Source organism: Streptococcus mitis (genome assembly GCF_003942775.1).
GTDB classification, from domain to species: Bacteria; Bacillota; Bacilli; order Lactobacillales; family Streptococcaceae; genus Streptococcus; species Streptococcus mitis_CN.
Genome location: NZ_RJNX01000001.1, coordinates 116,288 through 134,169, shown reverse-complemented (window position 1 = coordinate 134,169; position 17,882 = coordinate 116,288). Strand labels below are relative to the sequence as shown.

The window sequence follows — 17,882 nt, the reverse complement described above, 5'->3', positions numbered from 1 at the left end:
TATAGCCAAAAAAGGAAGCCCTTCTTTATGAATTGGAGGACTTCCTTTTCTTATCTAGAAATTGATCTAGCTCTCTTTGGTTTCGAAGAATAGTGACTTTATGTGAGTATTCTTGGCAAAGTTTTTGGTAATTCTCTTTTTGAGCTTTAGTCCGTCCGTCCCAAAGAATCCATCTGATAAACTCCCAATTAAATTGTTCTTGACAACCAGCTGCCATACTTTCTCTGACCTTGCCTCGGTATGTGAGGTATCGTTTAAAGGCTCGTAGCAGACAATTCCAGCGAGAAAAATTGAGAAAGATGATTTGGTCAGCATCCTGCATTCTTTCCTCATAGAAACACCAAGAATAATTCCCATCAATGACCCAAGCTTCATGCTTTGTGAGAAAATTTTCCATCTCGGTCAACATCCATTCACGATCACTGTCTTGCCAACCGGGTTGAAATTGGAGTGTGTCCATGTGAAGTTTTGGGATGGAGTAGCAGTGAGACAGCTTTTCAGCTAGAGTTGACTTACCAGCACCAGAATATCCGATAATTGCGATTTTCATTTTCTACCTTTTCCTATTTTGGGACAAAAAAACAGCCTCTATGGACTGTTTCTTATTTAGCAAGTTTAGCTGAAAGACGAGCTTTGTCGCGGCTTGCTTTGTTTTTGTGAATCAAACCTTTAGTTTCTGCTTTATCGATAGCTGAGCTAGCAGCACGGAAAAGTTCTTCAGATGGGTTTGCTTCGAATGCTTTGATAGCAGTACGCATAGCTGATTTTTGAGCTGAGTTCTTTTCGTTTTGTTTAACGTTCAATTCAGCGCGTTTGATAGCTGATTTAATGTTTGCCAATGTTCTTACCTCCATATTTACTAACTATACCATTATATCTGAAAACTTACGTTTTGACAAGGGAAAATTATTTTTTTAAGTAAATTTCATCGATTTCATGGTTCTTTGTTTTATGAAGAATCACTTCTGCACGATTTCTAGTTGGTTCAATATAATTTTGTAGATTTGTGAGATTGATACTGGTCCAGACCTGATGGGCAAAGGATTCCACTTCCCCAATCGGCATTTGTGTAAAACGATAATAGTAGCTATCAGGGTCGTTTTGGGCTAGGCTCAGCATCTTCAAGAAACGGTCCAGATACCAACTCTCGATGTCATTCACTGCAGCATCAACATAGATGGAAAAGTCGAAGAAGTCGGTGATATAGAGACGTTCGTTTTGTGGATTTTGAAAGACATTGATTCCCTCAACAATGACAAAATCAGCAGCTTTGACGCTTTGCTTTTCCTCGGGTACGATGTCGTAGACTTCATGAGAATAGACAGGAATATCTACATCTTGTCCATTTTTGATGCGGTCCAGGAAGTTGAGAAGAGCTTCCATATCATAGCTTTCAGGAAATCCCTTGCGATTTAAAATCCCTTGTTCAATCAAGGTCTGGTTAGGATAGAGAAAGCCGTCAGTTGTTACCAACTCAACCGTAGCATCTGTAAGTGTACGGGACAGTAGGATTTGAAGTAGCCGACTGGTTGTGGATTTTCCAACGGCAACACTCCCAGAAACCCCAATGATAAAAGGCTGGGATTTACTTTCACGTTGAAGGAAAATCCCTTTTGAAAAGGCCAAATCATCCTTGGTACGCTTGTAAATCTGGATGAGATGGGCTAGGGGGAGATAGACATCGGTAACATCCTGCAAGCTAATCTGGTCATTAAAACTCTTGATGGATTCTAATTCCTCTTCTGTCAAAGGAGGTGTTGTCTTTCGATGTAACGATTGCCAAGTCTGGCGGCTGATTTTTTCAAAATGTAAAAATTCGTTGGTCATTTGTTTTCCCCTAGATATTTTGTCTATCATACCATAAAAAGCTAAAAAAATAAAGCGGTTTCTTGATGATAGTAAACCAATATCGTATAATAGAAGTAGATAGGGTTGACCAATTTATTGATGAGGTAGGAGCTACTTTCTCCTGACTTATAAGCCAATAAAGGGGGCTTTGGGATTCACAATTTATAGGAGGTGTACTATGAAAATCTTAAAAAGTTATATACTGGAACTCTGTTTTATTTTAAGTTTTGCACTACCTTTTATAAAAGGGGCGAATGCGGATAATGGTAGACGCTTTGTGGAAATCTATTACGGTTTTACTTTTTTGATGGAACATGCTATTGTAACAGCTATCTTTATCTGTTCGCTCTTGATTGCTTGCCTACTAAAAAAACGGTGGACGAAATGGCTTGCTGCTGGTAGTTATTTCTTTTTAGTTCTATGGATTGCTACAGAGGGTTATTTCTTCCGCATGTCGCTAGAAGATTTGGTACGGCTTTGGACAAGTTTGGAAATTCTGACACAAACTTATCAGTTAGGCTTTTATCTAAACATCTTGTTGGGAATCCTGTTGATGATTAAGTATTTGAAGGTTAAGCAATAGTAATAAGAATGCGTCCGATTGTAGATGATAAACTTTTTGTTATATCCTAATTATGATATTTCTAGTTCTAAATGGCTTATTATTTATAAGTGTTTAAAGAGATTGAAGAAAAGTCTTCTTGACTAGTTTTCTTCAGTCTTTTTCGTTTTATTATCAATTTGTAAACGATTTACAATTTAAGTCAATTTATGGTAAAATAGTTTCATGAGTAAAATGTATTATGCAGAAAATCCTGACGCTGCTCACGACATTCATGAGTTGAGAGTGGACTTGTTGGGAGAAAAAATGACCTTTTTGACGGATGCGGGTGTTTTTAGCAAGAAAATGATTGACTTTGGAAGTCAACTCTTGCTCAAGTGTCTTGAGGTCAACCAAGGAGAAACTGTCCTGGATGTAGGCTGTGGTTACGGACCTTTGGGCTTGTCTTTAGCTAAAGCTTATGGCGTTCAGTCTACCATGGTCGATATTAATAATCGTGCCTTGGATTTGGCGCGACAAAATGCTGAACGAAATAAAGTAGAAGCGACGATTTTCCAGTCCAACATCTATGAACAAGTTGAAGGGGAATTTGACCATGTCATTTCCAATCCTCCTATCCGTGCGGGCAAGCAAGTGGTTCATGAAATCATTGAGAAAAGTAAAGATTTCTTGGAAACTGGTGGAGATTTAACAATCGTTATCCAGAAAAAACAAGGGGCCCCAAGTGCTAAATCCAAGATGGAAGAGGTGTTTGGCAATTGCGAAATCTTAAAAAAAGATAAGGGATACTATATCCTTAGAAGTGTGAAAGAATGAGAGCAGTTGATTTAATCCAAAAGAAACGAGACGGTCAAGAACTGACTTCGAGTGAAATTGAATGGCTGGTAGAAGGCTATGTGTCAGGAACTGTCCCTGATTATCAGATGTCTGCCTTTGCTATGGCTGTTTATTTCAAAGGAATGACGACTCGAGAAATCTCTGACCTAACTATGAAGATGGTTCAGACAGGGCAAGAGTTTGATTTATCCGCTATTGATGGGGTTAAGGTTGACAAGCATTCTACGGGTGGTGTTGGTGATAAGGTAACCTTGATTTTGGCTCCTCTTGTTGCTAGCTTTGGTGTGCCTGTGGCAAAAATGAGTGGTCGTGGTCTCGGCCATACTGGTGGAACAATTGATAAATTGGAGTCTATCAAGGGCTATCAAGTAGAACGTAGTCAAGAGGATTTTATTCGTCAGGTGCAGGATATTGGTGTATCTGTCATTGGGCAATCAGACCAGCTTGTCAAAGCGGATAAGCTTCTCTATGCCCTTCGTGATGTGACCGCAACTGTTGACACGATTCCTTTGATTGCGAGTTCGGTGATGAGCAAGAAAATCGCGGCAGGGGCTGATGCTATTTTGCTAGACGTGACTGTCGGTGAGGGTGCCTTCATGAAGACAGTTGATGAGGCGCGAGAATTGGCTCAAACCATGGTGGAACTTGGTAAGGCAGTTGGTAGAAAAACGGTAGCAGTCATTACGGATATGAGCCAGCCTTTAGGGCGTGCTATTGGAAATCGTCTGGAGATCCTTGAAGCACTGGAGATTTTACAAGGTCAAGGCCGTCAGGATATTACCCACTTCATCTGTGAATTGGCTCAAATTATGCTTGGCTTGGCAAATGTAAATAAAACAGTTGAAGAAGTTCGCCAACATCTTGAGAATGGTCAAGCGCTGGCTAAGTTTGAGGAAATGGTCCAAGCCCAAGGTGGAGACTTGGAAGACCTCTATCGTCCTGTCAATGTTACCCATGTGGTGGAAATCCCTGCCCAGGAAACGGGTGTCATTTCAGCTCTTCCAGCTATGGAATTTGGGCTTTATGCTATGAGACTGGGGGCAGGCCGTGCAGTCAAGTCTGATGCCTTGGACTATGAGACAGGAATTGTTTTTGAAAAGAAAGTTGGAGATTCCGTTCAAAAGGGAGAAATTGTTGCAAAAGTATACACAAATGGAAAAATTTCTCCTCAGCTAGTTACAGATTTTCAAAAATATGTTAAAATAAATGATAGTGTGCAAAGTTTACGAGAAATCATAGAAATAATCTCATAAACTGCAGGAGAATCCGAATATGAAATTAAATAAATATATCGATCATACACTTTTGAAACAAGATGCGACAGTAAATCAAATTGATTGTTTGTTGTCTGAAGCTAGAGAGTATGATTTTGCCAGTGTTTGCGTTAATCCGACCTGGGTTGAACATGCTAAAAAAGGGCTTGAAGGCACAGATGTCAAGGTCTGCACAGTAGTAGGTTTCCCCTTGGGAGCAACAACTTCAACTGTGAAAGCTTTTGAAACCAAGGAAGCTATCCAAAATGGTGCAGATGAGATTGATATGGTGATCAATGTTGGAGCTCTCAAAACAGGTAATCTTGATTTGGTTGAGTCGGATATTCTCGCAGTAGTAGAAGCAAGTGGTGACAAGTTAGTGAAAGTCATTATTGAAGCTTGCCTTCTGACAGACCAAGAAAAAGTTTTGGCTTGCCAATTGGCCCAAAAAGCGGGAGCTGATTTTGTTAAAACATCTACTGGCTTTTCAACTGGTGGTGCTACGGTAGCAGATGTTACATTAATGCGTGAAACAGTTGGACCTGATATGGGTGTCAAGGCTGCTGGTGGAGCTCGTTCTTATGCAGATGCTCTTGCCTTTGTGGAAGCAGGTGCGACCCGTATTGGAACGTCAGCTGGGGTAGCCATTTTAAAAGGAGAATTGGCAGATGGCGACTACTGAGTTGATTGAACTGGCAATTGAAACCAGCAAACATGCCTATGTCCCCTATTCTCACTTTCCAGTCGGAGCAGTTTTAGTGGCAAAAGACGGAAGTGTGTACACGGGAGTGAATATCGAAAATGCTAGCTATTCTTTGACAAACTGCGGTGAGAGAACGGCCATTTTTAAGGCTATATCTGAAGGACAAAGAGAATTTTCAGAATTGATTGTCTATGGACAGACTGAAAAACCAATCTCACCATGTGGTGCTTGTCGCCAAGTAATGGTCGAATTTTTTGAACAAGATCTAAAAGTGACCTTAGTCGCAAAAGATAAATCGACGGTCGAGATGACGGTCGGGGAATTACTTCCATACTCTTTTACAGACTTAAATTAGTCTGAGTCGCTCTCTGAGTGGCACGGTCCTTGTGGCCAACCAATCCATACTTGCAACATCGTTGCACATCTTATTTAGGAGGTTCAGTAATGAACAAGAAACAATGGCTAGGCCTTGGTCTAGTTGCAGTGGCAGCAGTTGGACTTGCTGCATGTGGTAACCGCTCTTCTCGTAAGGCAGATTCATCTTCTGATGTGAAGACAAAAGCAGCAATCGTCACTGATACTGGTGGTGTTGATGACAAATCATTCAACCAATCAGCTTGGGAAGGTTTGCAGGCTTGGGGTAAAGAACACAATCTTTCAAAAGATAACGGTTTCACTTACTTCCAATCAACAAGTGAAGCTGACTACGCTAACAACTTGCAACAAGCGGCTGGAAGTTACAACCTAATCTTCGGTGTTGGTTTTGCCCTTCACAATGCGGTTGAAGAAGCAGCTAAAGAACATTCTGACTTGAACTATGTCTTGATTGATGATGTGATTAAAGATCAAAAGAATGTTGCGAGCGTAACTTTCGCTGATAATGAGTCAGGTTACCTTGCAGGTGTAGCTGCAGCAAAAACAACTAAAACAAAACAAGTTGGTTTTGTAGGTGGACAGGAGTCAGAAGTTATCTCTCGTTTTGAAGCAGGATTCAAGGCTGGTGTTGCGTCAGTAGACCCATCTATCAAAGTACAAGTTGACTATGCTGGTTCATTTGGTGATGCCGCTAAAGGTAAAACAATTGCAGCAGCACAATACGCAGCTGGTGCAGATATTGTTTACCAAGTAGCTGGTGGTACAGGTGCTGGTGTCTTTGCAGAAGCAAAATCACTCAACGAAAGCCGTCCTGAAAATGAAAAAGTTTGGGTTATCGGTGTTGACCGTGACCAAGAAGCAGAAGGTAAATACACTTCTAAAGATGGCAAAGAATCAAACTTTGTTCTTGCATCTACTTTGAAACAAGTTGGTACAACTGTAAAAGATATTTCTAACAAGGCAGAAAAAGGTGAATTCCCTGGCGGTCAAGTAATCGTTTACTCATTGAAGGATAAAGGGGTTGACTTGGTAGTAACAAACCTTTCAGAAGAAGGTAAAAAAGCTGTCGAAGATGCTAAAGCTAAAATCCTTGATGGAAGCGTAAAAGTTCCTGCAAAATAATGGATGGAAGTCATTTCTTAGGAAGCGGCCCTCGGCCGCTTTTTTAAGAGTTGAGACAAAGTCATTTTGTCTCAGTAAAGCTTGCTACTAGACAAACTAGCAAGTTTTATTGAAATAAAATAAGACTCTGAAAGGAAGAGCACATGGCACACGAAAATGTCATTGAGATGCGTGATATTACCAAGGTGTTTGGTGAATTTGTTGCCAACGACAAAATCAACCTGCACCTACGAAAAGGTGAAATTCATGCACTTTTAGGAGAAAATGGGGCTGGTAAGTCCACGCTCATGAACATGTTAGCAGGGCTTCTTGAACCAACTAGTGGTGAAATCGCGGTCAACGGTCAAGTTGTCAACCTTGACTCCCCATCTAAAGCAGCTGGCTTGGGAATCGGAATGGTTCACCAGCACTTTATGTTGGTAGAGGCTTTCACGGTGGCTGAAAACATTATTTCAGGAAGTGAATTGACTAAAAATGGTGTGCTAGATATCGCTGGAGCTAGCAAAGAAATCAAGGCTCTTTCTGAACGTTATGGCTTAGCTGTGGACCCTTCTGCCAAGGTAGCAGACATCTCAGTTGGAGCCCAACAACGTGTAGAAATTTTAAAAACCCTTTATCGTGGGGCTGATATTCTTATCTTTGACGAACCAACGGCTGTTTTGACTCCATCAGAAATTGAGGAGTTGATGGCCATTATGAAAAATCTTGTTAAAGAAGGAAAATCAATTATCTTGATTACCCACAAGTTGGATGAAATTCGTGCAGTTTCTGACCGCGTTACAGTTATCCGTCGTGGGAAATCAATTGAAACCGTCAAAATTGCAGGAGCTACCAATGCTGATTTGGCAGAAATGATGGTTGGTCGTTCTGTTTCCTTTAAAACAGAGAAGCAAGCCTCTCAACCAAAAGAAGTGGTCTTGTCAATTAAAGATTTGGTGGTCAATGAAAACCGCGGTGTCCCAGCTGTGAAAAATCTGTCCTTGGATGTTCGTGCTGGAGAGATTGTTGGTATTGCGGGGATTGATGGAAATGGTCAGTCTGAACTGATTCAAGCCATCACAGGTCTTCGCAAGGTTGAATCTGGAAGCATCGAGCTAAAAGGAAATTCAATTGTAGGCTTGCACCCACGTCAGATTACAGAGTTGAGTGTTGGGCACGTTCCAGAAGACCGTCACCGTGATGGCTTAATTTTGGAAATGATGATTTCTGAAAATATTGCCCTTCAAACCTACTATAAAGAACCACATAGTAAAAATGGAATTTTGAACTATTCAAATATTACTTCTTATGCTAAAAAGCTAATGGAGGAATTTGATGTTCGTGCTGCCAGTGAATTTGTTCCTGCAGCTGCACTTTCAGGAGGAAATCAACAAAAAGCAATTATTGCTCGTGAAATTGATCGTGATCCTGATCTCCTTATCGTCAGCCAGCCAACTCGTGGTTTGGATGTCGGTGCTATTGAATATATCCACAAACGCTTGATTGAAGAGCGTGATAATGGTAAGGCTGTCCTTGTTGTCAGCTTTGAATTGGATGAGATTTTAAACGTCTCAGACCGTATTGCTGTTATCCACGATGGTAAGATTCAAGGTATTGTATCACCAGAAACAACCAATAAACAAGAACTTGGTGTCTTGATGGCAGGTGGAAACTTGGGAAAGGAGAAGAGTGATGTCTAAAAAATTACAACAAATTTCGGTTCCCTTGATTTCTGTATTCCTAGGAATTTTACTCGGAGCCATTGTTATGTGGATCTTCGGTTATGATGCTATTTGGGGCTACGAAGAATTGTTCTATACAGCCTTTGGTAGCCTGCGTGGGATTGGAGAAATCTTCCGTGCTATGGGTCCTCTGGTCTTGATTGGTCTTGGTTTTGCTGTTGCCAGTCGAGCTGGTTTCTTTAACGTCGGACTTCCTGGTCAGGCTTTGGCAGGTTGGATTCTCAGTGGTTGGTTTGCCCTGTCGCATCCAGATATGCCCCGTCCCTTGATGATTTTAGCGACTATCGTGATTGCCTTGATTGCTGGTGGGATTGTCGGAGCGATTCCGGGTATTCTTAGAGCCTATCTAGGGACGTCAGAGGTTATCGTAACTATCATGATGAACTACATCGTTTTGTATGTAGGAAATGCCTTTATCCATGCCTTCCCTAAAGACTTTATGCAAAGTACAGATTCGACCATTCGTGTTGGGGCTAATGCAACCTATCAGACACCTTGGTTGGCTGAGTTGACTGGTAACTCACGGATGAATATTGGTATTTTCTTTGCTCTCATTGCCGTTGCAGTCATTTGGTTCATGCTCAAGAAAACAACTCTTGGTTTTGAAATCCGTGCGGTTGGTCTTAATCCACATGCTTCAGAATATGCTGGTATTTCTGCAAAAAGAACGATTATCCTCTCAATGATTATCTCAGGTGCCTTGGCAGGTCTTGGTGGGGCTGTTGAAGGTTTGGGAACCTTCCAGAACGTTTATGTTCAGGGGGCGTCATTAGCTGTCGGATTTAACGGAATGGCGGTTAGTCTGCTTGCGGCCAACTCACCAATTGGTATTCTCTTTGCAGCCTTCCTATTTGGTGTTCTCCAAGTTGGAGCCCCTGGTATGAATGCGGCGCAGGTACCGTCTGAGCTTGTCAGCATTGTAACAGCGTCTATTATCTTCTTTGTCAGTGTTCATTACCTTATCGAACGCTTTGTCAAACCGAAAAAACAAGTTAAAGGAGGTAAGTAAAGATGTCTATTACAACCTTGCTCACCCTCTTGGTGTCTTCTATGCTGATTTACTCAGCGCCCCTCATCTTTACAAGTATTGGTGGTGTTTTCTCTGAACGTGGTGGTGTCGTAAACGTCGGCCTTGAAGGAATTATGGTTATGGGTGCCTTTTCTGGAGTTGTCTTTAACCTTGAATTTGCAGAACAATTTGGAGCAGCAACTCCATGGCTATCCTTACTTGTAGCAGGATTGGTAGGGGGGCTTTTCTCCATCATCCACGCAGCAGCGACGGTTCATTTCCGTGCAGACCATGTTGTCAGCGGTACGGTATTGAACTTGATGGCGCCAGCCTTGGCTGTTTTCTTGGTGAAAGTACTTTATAACAAAGGACAAACCGACAACCTAAGTCAGACTTTTGGACGCTTTGATTTCCCAGTCTTGGCAAATATCCCAGTGATTGGTGATATCTTCTTCAAGTCAACTAGTCTACTTGGTTATCTAGCGATTGCCTTCTCATTCCTTGCTTGGTTTATCCTCTTCAAGACTCGCTTTGGTCTTCGTCTCCGCTCTGTCGGTGAACACCCTCAAGCAGCGGATACTTTGGGAATCAATGTCTACAAGATGAGATATTTAGGGGTTATTATTTCAGGTTTCCTAGGTGGAATTGGCGGAGCGATTTATGCTCAATCCATCTCAGTTAATTTCTCAGTGACAACTATTGTTGGACCTGGATTTATCGCTCTTGCTGCGATGATTTTCGGAAAATGGAATCCAATCGGAGCCATGCTTTCTAGTCTCTTCTTTGGACTTTCACAAAGTTTGGCTGTTATCGGTTCTCAATTGCCATTCCTACAAGGAGTGCCTGCGGTTTATCTTCAAATCGCACCTTATGTTTTGACAATTCTTGTCTTGGCAGCCTTCTTTGGAAAAGCAGTTGCACCAAAAGCAGATGGTATTAACTATATCAAATCAAAATAAGCATACAAAAAACGTCAGTTCAGAACTGGCGTTTTATTTTTTAGGATGTTGATGGGTTAGGTTTAATCCCCAAGGGACTAAATTTTCAGTCTTGTTTTTGATACGAGCGATATTATCCTTATGACGAATGATAATCAAACTAGCAAGTACTAGGATAATAGCGATGAAGAGAGGGTCATAGTTGCTCAGGATAAAACCAAAAAGTGGAAAGAGTAGAACCCCGATGACGGCTGCGATAGATGCTGTGACACTAGACAGTGAAATCATACTACCAAGATAGAGGGTTCCAAAGAAAACAACTGCAAGGTAGAGACAGAAGACAGGTGCAAATCCGAAAACCACTCCAGCACTGGTTGCGACAGCCTTACCACCCTTAAATCCTGCAAAGATAGGGAAGGTATGGCCAATAACAGCCAAAAGTCCAAAGATGAGAGGCGAAACGCCTTGTAGATGAAACATAATCGGAAGAAGTGTTGCTAGGGTCCCTTTGAAAAAGTCAATCACAAAGGTTGCCATACCAGCTTTCTTGCCTAAAATGCGGAAGGTATTGGTCGTTCCAGTGTTACCAGAACCATGCTCGCGCAGATTGATTTGAAAGAATACTTGTCCAATCCAGAGACCAGACGGAATCGAACCCAGCAGATAGGCTAGGATTAATAAAACTATTGTAATCATACTCCTATTATATCATGAAATGGAGAAGAAAGGCAGAGAATATCTTCTGAAATTGTCACACCGGAGAAAGAAAAATTTTGCAAAATCCTTGGAAAACTTGTAGAATAGTAAAGATGAACGAATAGGAGGTTCCTTGTGTCAAAAAAGGAAATCAATATTAACAATTATAATGATGATGCCATTCAGGTGCTAGAAGGGTTGGATGCGGTCCGTAAACGTCCAGGGATGTATATCGGATCGACTGATAGTGCTGGTCTCCACCACCTAGTCTGGGAAATCGTCGATAATGCGGTCGATGAGGCCTTGTCTGGATTTGGTGACCGTATTGATGTGACAATCAATAAAGATGGCAGTTTAACGGTTCAAGACCACGGACGTGGGATGCCGACAGGTATGCACGCTATGGGAATCCCAACAGTTGAGGTTATCTTTACCATTCTACACGCAGGAGGGAAATTCGGTCAAGGAGGATACAAGACATCAGGTGGACTTCACGGGGTGGGTTCTTCCGTTGTTAATGCCCTTTCTAGCTGGTTAGAAGTAGAAATTACCCGTGATGGTGCAATCTACAAGCAACGTTTTGAAAATGGGGGAAAACCTGTCACGACCTTGAAGAAAATTGGTACAGCGCCTAAGTCTAAGACAGGTACCAAGGTTACGTTTATGCCTGATGCGACGATCTTCTCTACGACAGACTTCAAGTACAATACCATCTCAGAGCGTCTTAATGAATCAGCTTTCCTCTTGAAAAATGTGACCTTGTCTCTGACTGATAAACGAACAGATGAAGCGATTGAATTCCATTATGAGAATGGGGTACAAGACTTTGTTTCTTATCTCAACGAAGACAAGGAGACCTTGACACCAGTTCTGTATTTTGAGGGGGAAGATAATGGTTTCCAAGTGGAAGTAGCCCTCCAGTACAATGATGGATTTTCAGATAATATCTTGTCCTTTGTCAATAATGTTCGTACCAAGGACGGTGGAACACATGAGACAGGACTCAAGTCTGCCATTACCAAGGTCATGAATGACTATGCGCGTAAGACGGGGCTTCTCAAGGAAAAAGATAAAAACCTTGAAGGTTCAGACTATCGTGAGGGACTAGCAGCCGTTCTTTCCATCTTGGTTCCTGAAGAACACCTCCAGTTTGAGGGACAGACCAAGGACAAACTAGGAAGTCCACTAGCTCGCCCAGTTGTGGATGGAATTGTGGCGGATAAGTTGACCTTCTTCCTTATGGAAAATGGTGAATTGGCTTCTAACCTCATCCGCAAGGCTATCAAGGCGCGTGATGCTCGCGAGGCGGCACGAAAAGCACGTGATGAGAGCCGAAATGGTAAGAAAAATAAAAAAGACAAGGGCTTGTTGTCTGGGAAATTGACCCCAGCCCAGTCTAAGAATCCAGCTAAGAATGAACTCTATCTAGTCGAGGGGGATTCTGCCGGAGGTTCTGCCAAACAAGGCCGTGACCGCAAGTTCCAGGCAATCTTGCCTCTTCGTGGTAAGGTTATCAATACAGCTAAGGCCAAGATGGCGGATATCCTCAAAAATGAAGAAATTAACACCATGATTTATACCATCGGTGCTGGTGTCGGAGCAGACTTCTCTATTGAGGATACTAACTATGACAAGATCATTATCATGACCGATGCCGATACTGATGGTGCCCACATTCAGACCTTGCTCTTAACATTTTTCTACCGCTACATGCGTCCGCTAGTTGAGGCAGGACATGTTTATATCGCCCTCCCGCCTCTTTACAAGATGTCAAAAGGTAAAGGCAAGAAAGAAGAAGTGGCCTACGCTTGGACGGACGGTGAACTAGAAGAACTCCGCAAGCAGTTTGGAAAAGGCGCTACCCTTCAACGCTATAAAGGTCTTGGTGAGATGAATGCGGACCAGCTTTGGGAAACAACCATGAACCCAGAAACGCGTACTCTTATCCGTGTCACGATTGAAGACCTAGCACGCGCCGAACGCCGCGTCAATGTCCTCATGGGAGACAAGGTCGAACCACGACGTAAGTGGATTGAAGACAATGTCAAGTTTACGCTGGAAGAGAGTGGGGAGCTTATATTTTGAAAGAAGTATAGAAAAAGGAGAAAAATGAATGAAAAATAAAGTTTATTATGGCGAATATTCCTTGGAGCATTGGATTAAGTTAATTTTAAAGAAGAATATTGTATTACCTGATTATCAGCGTTATTATGTTTGGAATCAAGAAAAAGTAAGAACATTAATTGAGAGTTTTAACAAGCACGAATTTGTTCCTCCGGTTACTATTGGAGCTTTCATGGATGGTGAGGAACAGAAAAATTTGATTTTAGATGGTCAACAACGTTTAACGTCGATATTCCTTGCTTACTTAAGTATATTTCCAAATAAGGAGTGTGAAGATTGGGCACCGAAGAGTTTTATTCCTTTAGCTGACACTAATGATGATTCTGAAAATGATGATGAATTTTATAAAGGTTTAGATTGGAACTTTAATAAGCTCATATCAATTGGAAATACAAAAAAAGTTATAAAACAGGAAGTGAAAATTCCAGAACAATATCTTGAAATGGATATAGAAATCAGTGAAGAATTTTTTAAAAACAATTTTTTAGGTTTCTCTTTCTTAGTGCCAAGTTATGATGGCGAGAAAAATGAGAACGATGGGGAAAAAATAGATAATTTTAAAAAAAATCAAATTAAATTTTATTCTTCTGTTTTTAGGCATATCAATATACAAGGAGAAGGCTTATCAAATTTAGAGAGTAGACGTTCACTTTACTTTTTAAATAAAGACTTGGAACATTTTTTTGACCCTAAATACTTTAAAAGTGTAAAAATAAAAGATAAAAAACTTGACTTTGTACGCTACTTGGCTCTTTTAGATGCCTATGAAGAAAATGAACAAAATGAATATAAAGTTGCAGTTGGTAAAAAGAGGCAAGATAAGTTAGAACAATTCTTTGTTGATTATGTATATAAAATCGTTGGTGATGGAAATTTCATAGTTTCACAAAAACTTTCAGTACTTGAAAAAAATTTAGACTTTTTAAAAGATTTAAATGTAGCTTTTTTTACTAAAAATTTTCAATCAATTATTGATGCGGATGTTTACTTATTCGGGTGGATATATTTTTCAATATTTCAGCAAAAGGAAATTAATTCAAAAAAATGTACTGATGTAAATTTTGAATCACTTCAAAAAGAACTTGATTTGGCAATCAAAGACTTTAAAACAGATAAAGAACATCAAAAGAGTCCGAGTGCTTTAAAATATCTAAGAAATCGGTTGAAAACTTCAATTAACTTGTATAAGGAGTATTTTAGTGAGTAAGCATACAGATTTTATTTTAACTCCTATAACTACTATTTTGGAAGAAGCAGTTGCTGCAACTTCTAGTATTGGTGATGGAATTGAAACCTACCCTTTGTGTGATTATATTTTACAAGCTGTATTTCTGAAAATGACAGGTTTTCAAGAGCAAAAGATGAAATGCATTGCTTGGGAATTGGGAACAAATGATTTCGAGTTTCGATATTGGTGGTTAAAAGAAACTAAGTTAGGAACCTATTCATCATATGACCAGAAAAATAGTATTTATAAAGAATTTTGTCAGGCACTTAAGAGAATAAATATAGATTTTGGTATAAATGAAATTAATAAACAGATTTTATTAGAGAATACTACTCAAAAGATTAATGAAATATTTAAAGATTCAAACCTAATTTCTTGGGTTCGTGCCGATTTTTCTTATTTTGTATCAGATGATTGGACTGATACTGATCAATTTTTGAAAGATGAAAAAAATATGTTTGTGTCAATGCCAAACGAAAATAATAGACCTAAGAAGCTAGATAGAAAAGAAGGAGATAGTGAGCAAGGATATGAAGATAAACTTAAGGACTATAATAGGAAATATACTAGTTACATTAAAAATAAAGAGCATAATTTAAAATGTAAGTATGAGAATGTGTTTAATCAACGTAATCGATTGGCACATAATACTTTATCTTATCAGCAAAACTTACCGACATTAACTAAATTAGTTAATGAAACTCAAGAATCTAGAAATTATTTTATTTGGTTTGGACTGTTAACTTTAATTGATAATATTTTTATGGAATTGTATCGACTATATCAAGACGGATTGGAAGATAAGCTTGATTATTAAAAGAATAACTCATCCCACACGAATAATCATCTTTCCCAGTTTTTAAACACGAAATTCTACCTGAAGAATATCTTGTCTGGGGGAATAACTCAAAACACACATGTGTGTTTTGAGTTATTGGAGTATAATACGAATATTTAGATATGTTCTGAATTATTTTAGGGCAAAAAATTAAAAATACATCATTGAAAGAGGAGTTTTGTGAAAAAAGAATATGGAATCACGAGTTTAACTGTACGCAATTTAGAAAACAACGAATTCTTCTAACTTCTATCTGAGAGCAAGGACGAGTTAGGGGCTTTTACAAAAGCCAATAAGTCTGAGCAGTTTTACGCAACGAAGCTTGGAGATATAGAAAAACTTCTTGAGAACTTGCAAGCTGGTTTGCACTGTTCCAAGGCCAGTCAAATGGTGGTTAGTCTGGAAGCGTCTGATCGTGAGCGTGATGATGCGCTTTCAACCTTGACCAGTTTGATCAAGGCCTTCTCTCGTGTCAAAGAGGCAGGTAGCAAGGAAGTTTACGACAAACTCAGCAAACTTTTCGAAAATTATGCTGGGCTAACGAGTATAAGCTGCGAAAAGGAGACAGAAGCTATTAACCATTTACTAAAGGAGCTAAAAGATACGGACTACCAAGCTGCTCTTGCAACCCTACATTTGACAACTCATATAGAAACCTTGACAAAAGCGCAGGCTTAGTTTGAAAAAGCATATAAGGAGCGCTTGGCTGAGCAAAAAGGCAAGGCACCTAGTCAAAACAAGGAAGTCCGTGCAAAACTACAAGAAATCTATGACTTCCTTGTGGATTTTACTTCAATCAACGCCTACGCTTATCCTGAAAGAACTCACGTGGTCAATCTCCGCGACCACTACAACACCATCCGTAGCCACTACAAAAAACGCAAACCTGCTATGAAGGTAACGGAAGCAGTGGGGAGTGTTAATTAAGTCTGATAGATTTGGAGGAATAGAAGATGATTATCAGACCTGCAAGCAGAAAAGATTGTCAAGCTATTTATAGCCTTTATCAAAGTGAAAAATGGCTTTCTTTTACAGAGGAAAAAGTGACATCTCTATTTTCAACAAATCTGTCTCATTACTTGGTGCTTGAAGAGGACCAGAAAATCCTTGGCTTTGCCCGTTATCTGACGGATGAAGTGATGACGACCTTTTTAGCTGAAATAATTATTGATAAATCCCACCGCAGAAAAGGACTGGGACAGCAGCTGATTGAGGAGATTCACAAAAAATATCCTTTGACACGGATTGAATTAATATCTGAAGCAGATGGATTTTATCGGTCAATAAGTTTTAAGCCTGTTGGTACAGGGTTTAGAAAATCTGAATGAGAGGAGACAGCCAATGACGCTTGACAACAAACTGGGTCTGACAGATTCGCTTGAACTAGCCAAGATGGTTATGCGACGGAGCCTGCCCAAGCCTGTCTAGACTTTGCTTTTCAGCAAGCTGGCTTGTCAGAAGTTTACTCTTTTACATTCTTATTCAATCAACTTTCGCAAAAGGTCATGCAAAAACTGAGCATGGAATTTGTCAAAGAATTTGATAATGAAAAAGTTCCAGCAGACAGTCCGCTTTATAGACATGTCCTCTACAGAATCAAGAGTTTCCACTAAAAAGGCAGGTATTCCCATGAGAACTGAAACCGAGATGTTTGATGTTATTTTGCAAACCGCAAAAGTGCTACAGGTCGATGCAGTCGCTATGTCTGGTTCACGGATAAATCCAAAGACCCTAAAAGATGAATTTCAGGACTATGATGTTGTTTATCTCGTTGAGAACTTTGAAGAACTAATTTCAGATTTATCTTGGATAGATCAGTTTGGTAAACGTATTATCGAGCAAGAGGTTAGTTTGGGACATCGCCGTCTATTTCTCATGCTCTTTGAGGATGGTAACCGCATTGATTTGACTCTTTGTCCAAAAGAGCACATCAAAGAGTGGGTGGATAGTGAGGCAGGATTCACTGTTTTAGAAGATCCAGAACATTTATTTGAACCCTATTCTCAAAATCTAGAGCGTTACTGGACAAGCCCAGCTAGTGCGATAGAGTTTGAAAAAGTCTGCAATGAATTTTGGTGGGTGTCAGCCTACGTGGTCAAAGGAATCTGTCGTAAGCAAGTTATTTATGCGACCGATCATCTCTATGGCATTTGTCAACAAGAACTCCTGAAAATCTTAGCTTGGCAGGTTGCAAGTGATAGGGGGAAAGTCAATATCGGCAAGAACTACAAGCACCTCTTTCAGTATTTACCTGCTGAGAAAGAGAAGGAATTCTCAAATTTGCTTGATTTTTCAAGTATAGAGAAACTTACTCAGTCAATGTTTGCTACGATGCAACTTTTCCACAGAGAAGCTCAAATCCTTGCTCAAAAGATGGGATTTGATTACGATAAGGAAGTAGCTAAGGAGATGATTCAATACGCTGAGGAGAGACTTCTTAATTGCTGACTAATTTAAAAGATTAAACTACAGAAAGGATTGTTTGGTTACTCACGGTAACTGAATACGGGACTAATTCCCGTAAAATATCTTTTACTGTATAAAAACCTACTCTACATTCTTTGAAAGGAGTTGAACACGCCCTAAATGCTGTGTGAAAAAGATAAATTCTCTTGCGAACATCGCTCG

The 17,882-nt window shown here is 40.1% G+C and carries 18 protein-coding genes and 2 pseudogenes; 16 read left to right on the top strand and 4 right to left on the bottom strand.

Annotated elements, in window-relative coordinates:
- Positions 1-25: 25 nt before the first annotated feature.
- The 3 genes from D8848_RS00670 to coaA all read right to left on the bottom strand — a co-directional run bounded on the left by D8848_RS00670 (position 26) and on the right by coaA (position 1,827).
- Complete coding sequence (locus D8848_RS00670) at positions 26-550, bottom strand: DNA topology modulation protein (protein ID WP_125442818.1); 525 nt, start codon at positions 548-550, stop codon at positions 26-28.
- A gap of 52 nt (positions 551-602) precedes the next feature.
- Positions 603-839, bottom strand: coding sequence for a 30S ribosomal protein S20 (gene rpsT, locus D8848_RS00665; RefSeq protein ID WP_001274000.1), 237 nt, complete (start codon positions 837-839; stop codon positions 603-605).
- Between the two features lie 67 nt (positions 840-906).
- Positions 907-1,827: a type I pantothenate kinase gene (gene coaA / locus D8848_RS00660; protein WP_125442817.1), complete on the bottom strand. Its 921-nt coding sequence runs from the start codon at positions 1,825-1,827 to the stop codon at positions 907-909.
- Positions 1,828-2,026: 199 nt separating this feature from the next.
- On the opposite strand from coaA, the gene D8848_RS00655 reads away from it, so the two are divergent.
- The 9 genes from D8848_RS00655 to D8848_RS00615 all read left to right on the top strand — a co-directional run bounded on the left by D8848_RS00655 (position 2,027) and on the right by D8848_RS00615 (position 10,389).
- A complete protein-coding gene (locus D8848_RS00655; RefSeq protein WP_125442816.1) occupies positions 2,027-2,431 on the top strand; it encodes a hypothetical protein in 405 nt (134 codons plus the stop codon).
- Positions 2,432-2,635: 204 nt separating this feature from the next.
- Complete coding sequence (locus tag D8848_RS00650) at positions 2,636-3,226, top strand: class I SAM-dependent methyltransferase (RefSeq protein WP_125442815.1); 591 nt, start codon at positions 2,636-2,638, stop codon at positions 3,224-3,226.
- The gene (locus D8848_RS00645) at positions 3,223-4,500 is read left to right on the top strand and encodes a pyrimidine-nucleoside phosphorylase (RefSeq protein ID WP_125442814.1); all 1,278 of its coding nucleotides are present in this window, start codon (positions 3,223-3,225) and stop codon (positions 4,498-4,500) included. The genes D8848_RS00650 and D8848_RS00645 overlap by 4 nt, the downstream gene beginning before the upstream one ends.
- 19 nt (positions 4,501-4,519) lie before the next feature.
- Entirely contained in the window at positions 4,520-5,182 is a 663-nt protein-coding gene (gene deoC, locus D8848_RS00640) for a deoxyribose-phosphate aldolase (RefSeq protein ID WP_125442813.1), read from the top strand.
- Complete coding sequence (locus D8848_RS00635; protein ID WP_125442812.1) at positions 5,169-5,558, top strand: cytidine deaminase; 390 nt, start codon at positions 5,169-5,171, stop codon at positions 5,556-5,558. Before deoC ends, D8848_RS00635 begins: the two co-directional genes overlap by 14 nt.
- 89 nt (positions 5,559-5,647) lie before the next feature.
- Positions 5,648-6,700, top strand: coding sequence for a BMP family lipoprotein (locus D8848_RS00630; protein WP_125442811.1), 1,053 nt, complete (start codon positions 5,648-5,650; stop codon positions 6,698-6,700).
- A 143-nt stretch (positions 6,701-6,843) separates the two neighbouring features.
- Positions 6,844-8,379 carry an ABC transporter ATP-binding protein gene (locus D8848_RS00625; protein WP_125442810.1) on the top strand — a complete coding sequence of 512 codons (1,536 nt, stop codon included), beginning with the start codon at positions 6,844-6,846 and terminating at the stop codon, positions 8,377-8,379.
- Positions 8,372-9,430 carry an ABC transporter permease gene (locus D8848_RS00620; RefSeq protein WP_033683459.1) on the top strand — a complete coding sequence of 353 codons (1,059 nt, stop codon included), beginning with the start codon at positions 8,372-8,374 and terminating at the stop codon, positions 9,428-9,430. The genes D8848_RS00625 and D8848_RS00620 overlap by 8 nt, the downstream gene beginning before the upstream one ends.
- Before the next feature lie 2 nt (positions 9,431-9,432).
- Positions 9,433-10,389, top strand: a complete 957-nt coding sequence (locus tag D8848_RS00615; RefSeq protein ID WP_000029124.1) for an ABC transporter permease — start codon at positions 9,433-9,435, stop codon at positions 10,387-10,389.
- A 33-nt stretch (positions 10,390-10,422) separates the two neighbouring features.
- Here D8848_RS00615 and plsY read toward each other — a convergent pair whose 3' ends face one another.
- Positions 10,423-11,064, bottom strand: a complete 642-nt coding sequence (plsY, locus tag D8848_RS00610; protein WP_000628804.1) for a glycerol-3-phosphate 1-O-acyltransferase PlsY — start codon at positions 11,062-11,064, stop codon at positions 10,423-10,425.
- Between the two features lie 135 nt (positions 11,065-11,199).
- Between plsY and parE the strand changes: the two genes are divergently transcribed.
- The 7 genes and pseudogenes from parE to D8848_RS00570 all read left to right on the top strand — a co-directional run bounded on the left by parE (position 11,200) and on the right by D8848_RS00570 (position 17,702).
- Entirely contained in the window at positions 11,200-13,149 is a 1,950-nt protein-coding gene (gene parE / locus D8848_RS00605) for a DNA topoisomerase IV subunit B (protein ID WP_125442809.1), read from the top strand.
- A 28-nt stretch (positions 13,150-13,177) separates the two neighbouring features.
- Complete coding sequence (locus tag D8848_RS00600) at positions 13,178-14,395, top strand: DUF262 domain-containing protein (protein WP_125442808.1); 1,218 nt, start codon at positions 13,178-13,180, stop codon at positions 14,393-14,395.
- Complete coding sequence (locus D8848_RS00595; RefSeq protein WP_125442807.1) at positions 14,388-15,233, top strand: hypothetical protein; 846 nt, start codon at positions 14,388-14,390, stop codon at positions 15,231-15,233. The genes D8848_RS00600 and D8848_RS00595 overlap by 8 nt, the downstream gene beginning before the upstream one ends.
- A 201-nt stretch (positions 15,234-15,434) precedes the next feature.
- Positions 15,435-16,181 (top strand): annotated as a pseudogene (locus tag D8848_RS10830) (DUF6261 family protein).
- Positions 16,182-16,207: 26 nt separating this feature from the next.
- Positions 16,208-16,582, top strand: coding sequence for a GNAT family N-acetyltransferase (locus D8848_RS00580; RefSeq protein ID WP_000586877.1), 375 nt, complete (start codon positions 16,208-16,210; stop codon positions 16,580-16,582).
- Positions 16,583-16,648: 66 nt separating this feature from the next.
- Positions 16,649-16,867 (top strand): annotated as a pseudogene (locus D8848_RS00575) (GNAT family N-acetyltransferase); the annotation flags it as partial.
- A 16-nt stretch (positions 16,868-16,883) separates the two neighbouring features.
- Positions 16,884-17,702, top strand: coding sequence for an aminoglycoside 6-adenylyltransferase (locus D8848_RS00570; RefSeq protein WP_142999024.1), 819 nt, complete (start codon positions 16,884-16,886; stop codon positions 17,700-17,702).
- Positions 17,703-17,882: the final 180 nt, after the last annotated feature.

What these genes read in the sequence shown, in the direction of transcription:
- D8848_RS00615 (WP_000029124.1), top strand. Translation starts at nt 9,433, where the DNA reads ATGTCTATTACAACCTTGCTCACCCTCTTGGTGTCTTCTATGCTGATT.
- D8848_RS00670 (WP_125442818.1), bottom strand. Translation starts at nt 550, where the DNA reads ATGAAAATCGCAATTATCGGATATTCTGGTGCTGGTAAGTCAACTCTA.
- D8848_RS00645 (WP_125442814.1), top strand. Translation starts at nt 3,223, where the DNA reads ATGAGAGCAGTTGATTTAATCCAAAAGAAACGAGACGGTCAAGAACTG.
- deoC (WP_125442813.1), top strand. Translation starts at nt 4,520, where the DNA reads ATGAAATTAAATAAATATATCGATCATACACTTTTGAAACAAGATGCG.
- D8848_RS00620 (WP_033683459.1), top strand. Translation starts at nt 8,372, where the DNA reads ATGTCTAAAAAATTACAACAAATTTCGGTTCCCTTGATTTCTGTATTC.
- D8848_RS00570 (WP_142999024.1), top strand. Translation starts at nt 16,884, where the DNA reads ATGAGAACTGAAACCGAGATGTTTGATGTTATTTTGCAAACCGCAAAA.
- D8848_RS00625 (WP_125442810.1), top strand. Translation starts at nt 6,844, where the DNA reads ATGGCACACGAAAATGTCATTGAGATGCGTGATATTACCAAGGTGTTT.
- plsY (WP_000628804.1), bottom strand. Translation starts at nt 11,064, where the DNA reads ATGATTACAATAGTTTTATTAATCCTAGCCTATCTGCTGGGTTCGATT.
- D8848_RS00600 (WP_125442808.1), top strand. Translation starts at nt 13,178, where the DNA reads ATGAAAAATAAAGTTTATTATGGCGAATATTCCTTGGAGCATTGGATT.
- D8848_RS00630 (WP_125442811.1), top strand. Translation starts at nt 5,648, where the DNA reads ATGAACAAGAAACAATGGCTAGGCCTTGGTCTAGTTGCAGTGGCAGCA.
- D8848_RS00635 (WP_125442812.1), top strand. Translation starts at nt 5,169, where the DNA reads ATGGCGACTACTGAGTTGATTGAACTGGCAATTGAAACCAGCAAACAT.
- D8848_RS00580 (WP_000586877.1), top strand. Translation starts at nt 16,208, where the DNA reads ATGATTATCAGACCTGCAAGCAGAAAAGATTGTCAAGCTATTTATAGC.
- coaA (WP_125442817.1), bottom strand. Translation starts at nt 1,827, where the DNA reads ATGACCAACGAATTTTTACATTTTGAAAAAATCAGCCGCCAGACTTGG.
- D8848_RS00655 (WP_125442816.1), top strand. Translation starts at nt 2,027, where the DNA reads ATGAAAATCTTAAAAAGTTATATACTGGAACTCTGTTTTATTTTAAGT.
- D8848_RS00650 (WP_125442815.1), top strand. Translation starts at nt 2,636, where the DNA reads ATGAGTAAAATGTATTATGCAGAAAATCCTGACGCTGCTCACGACATT.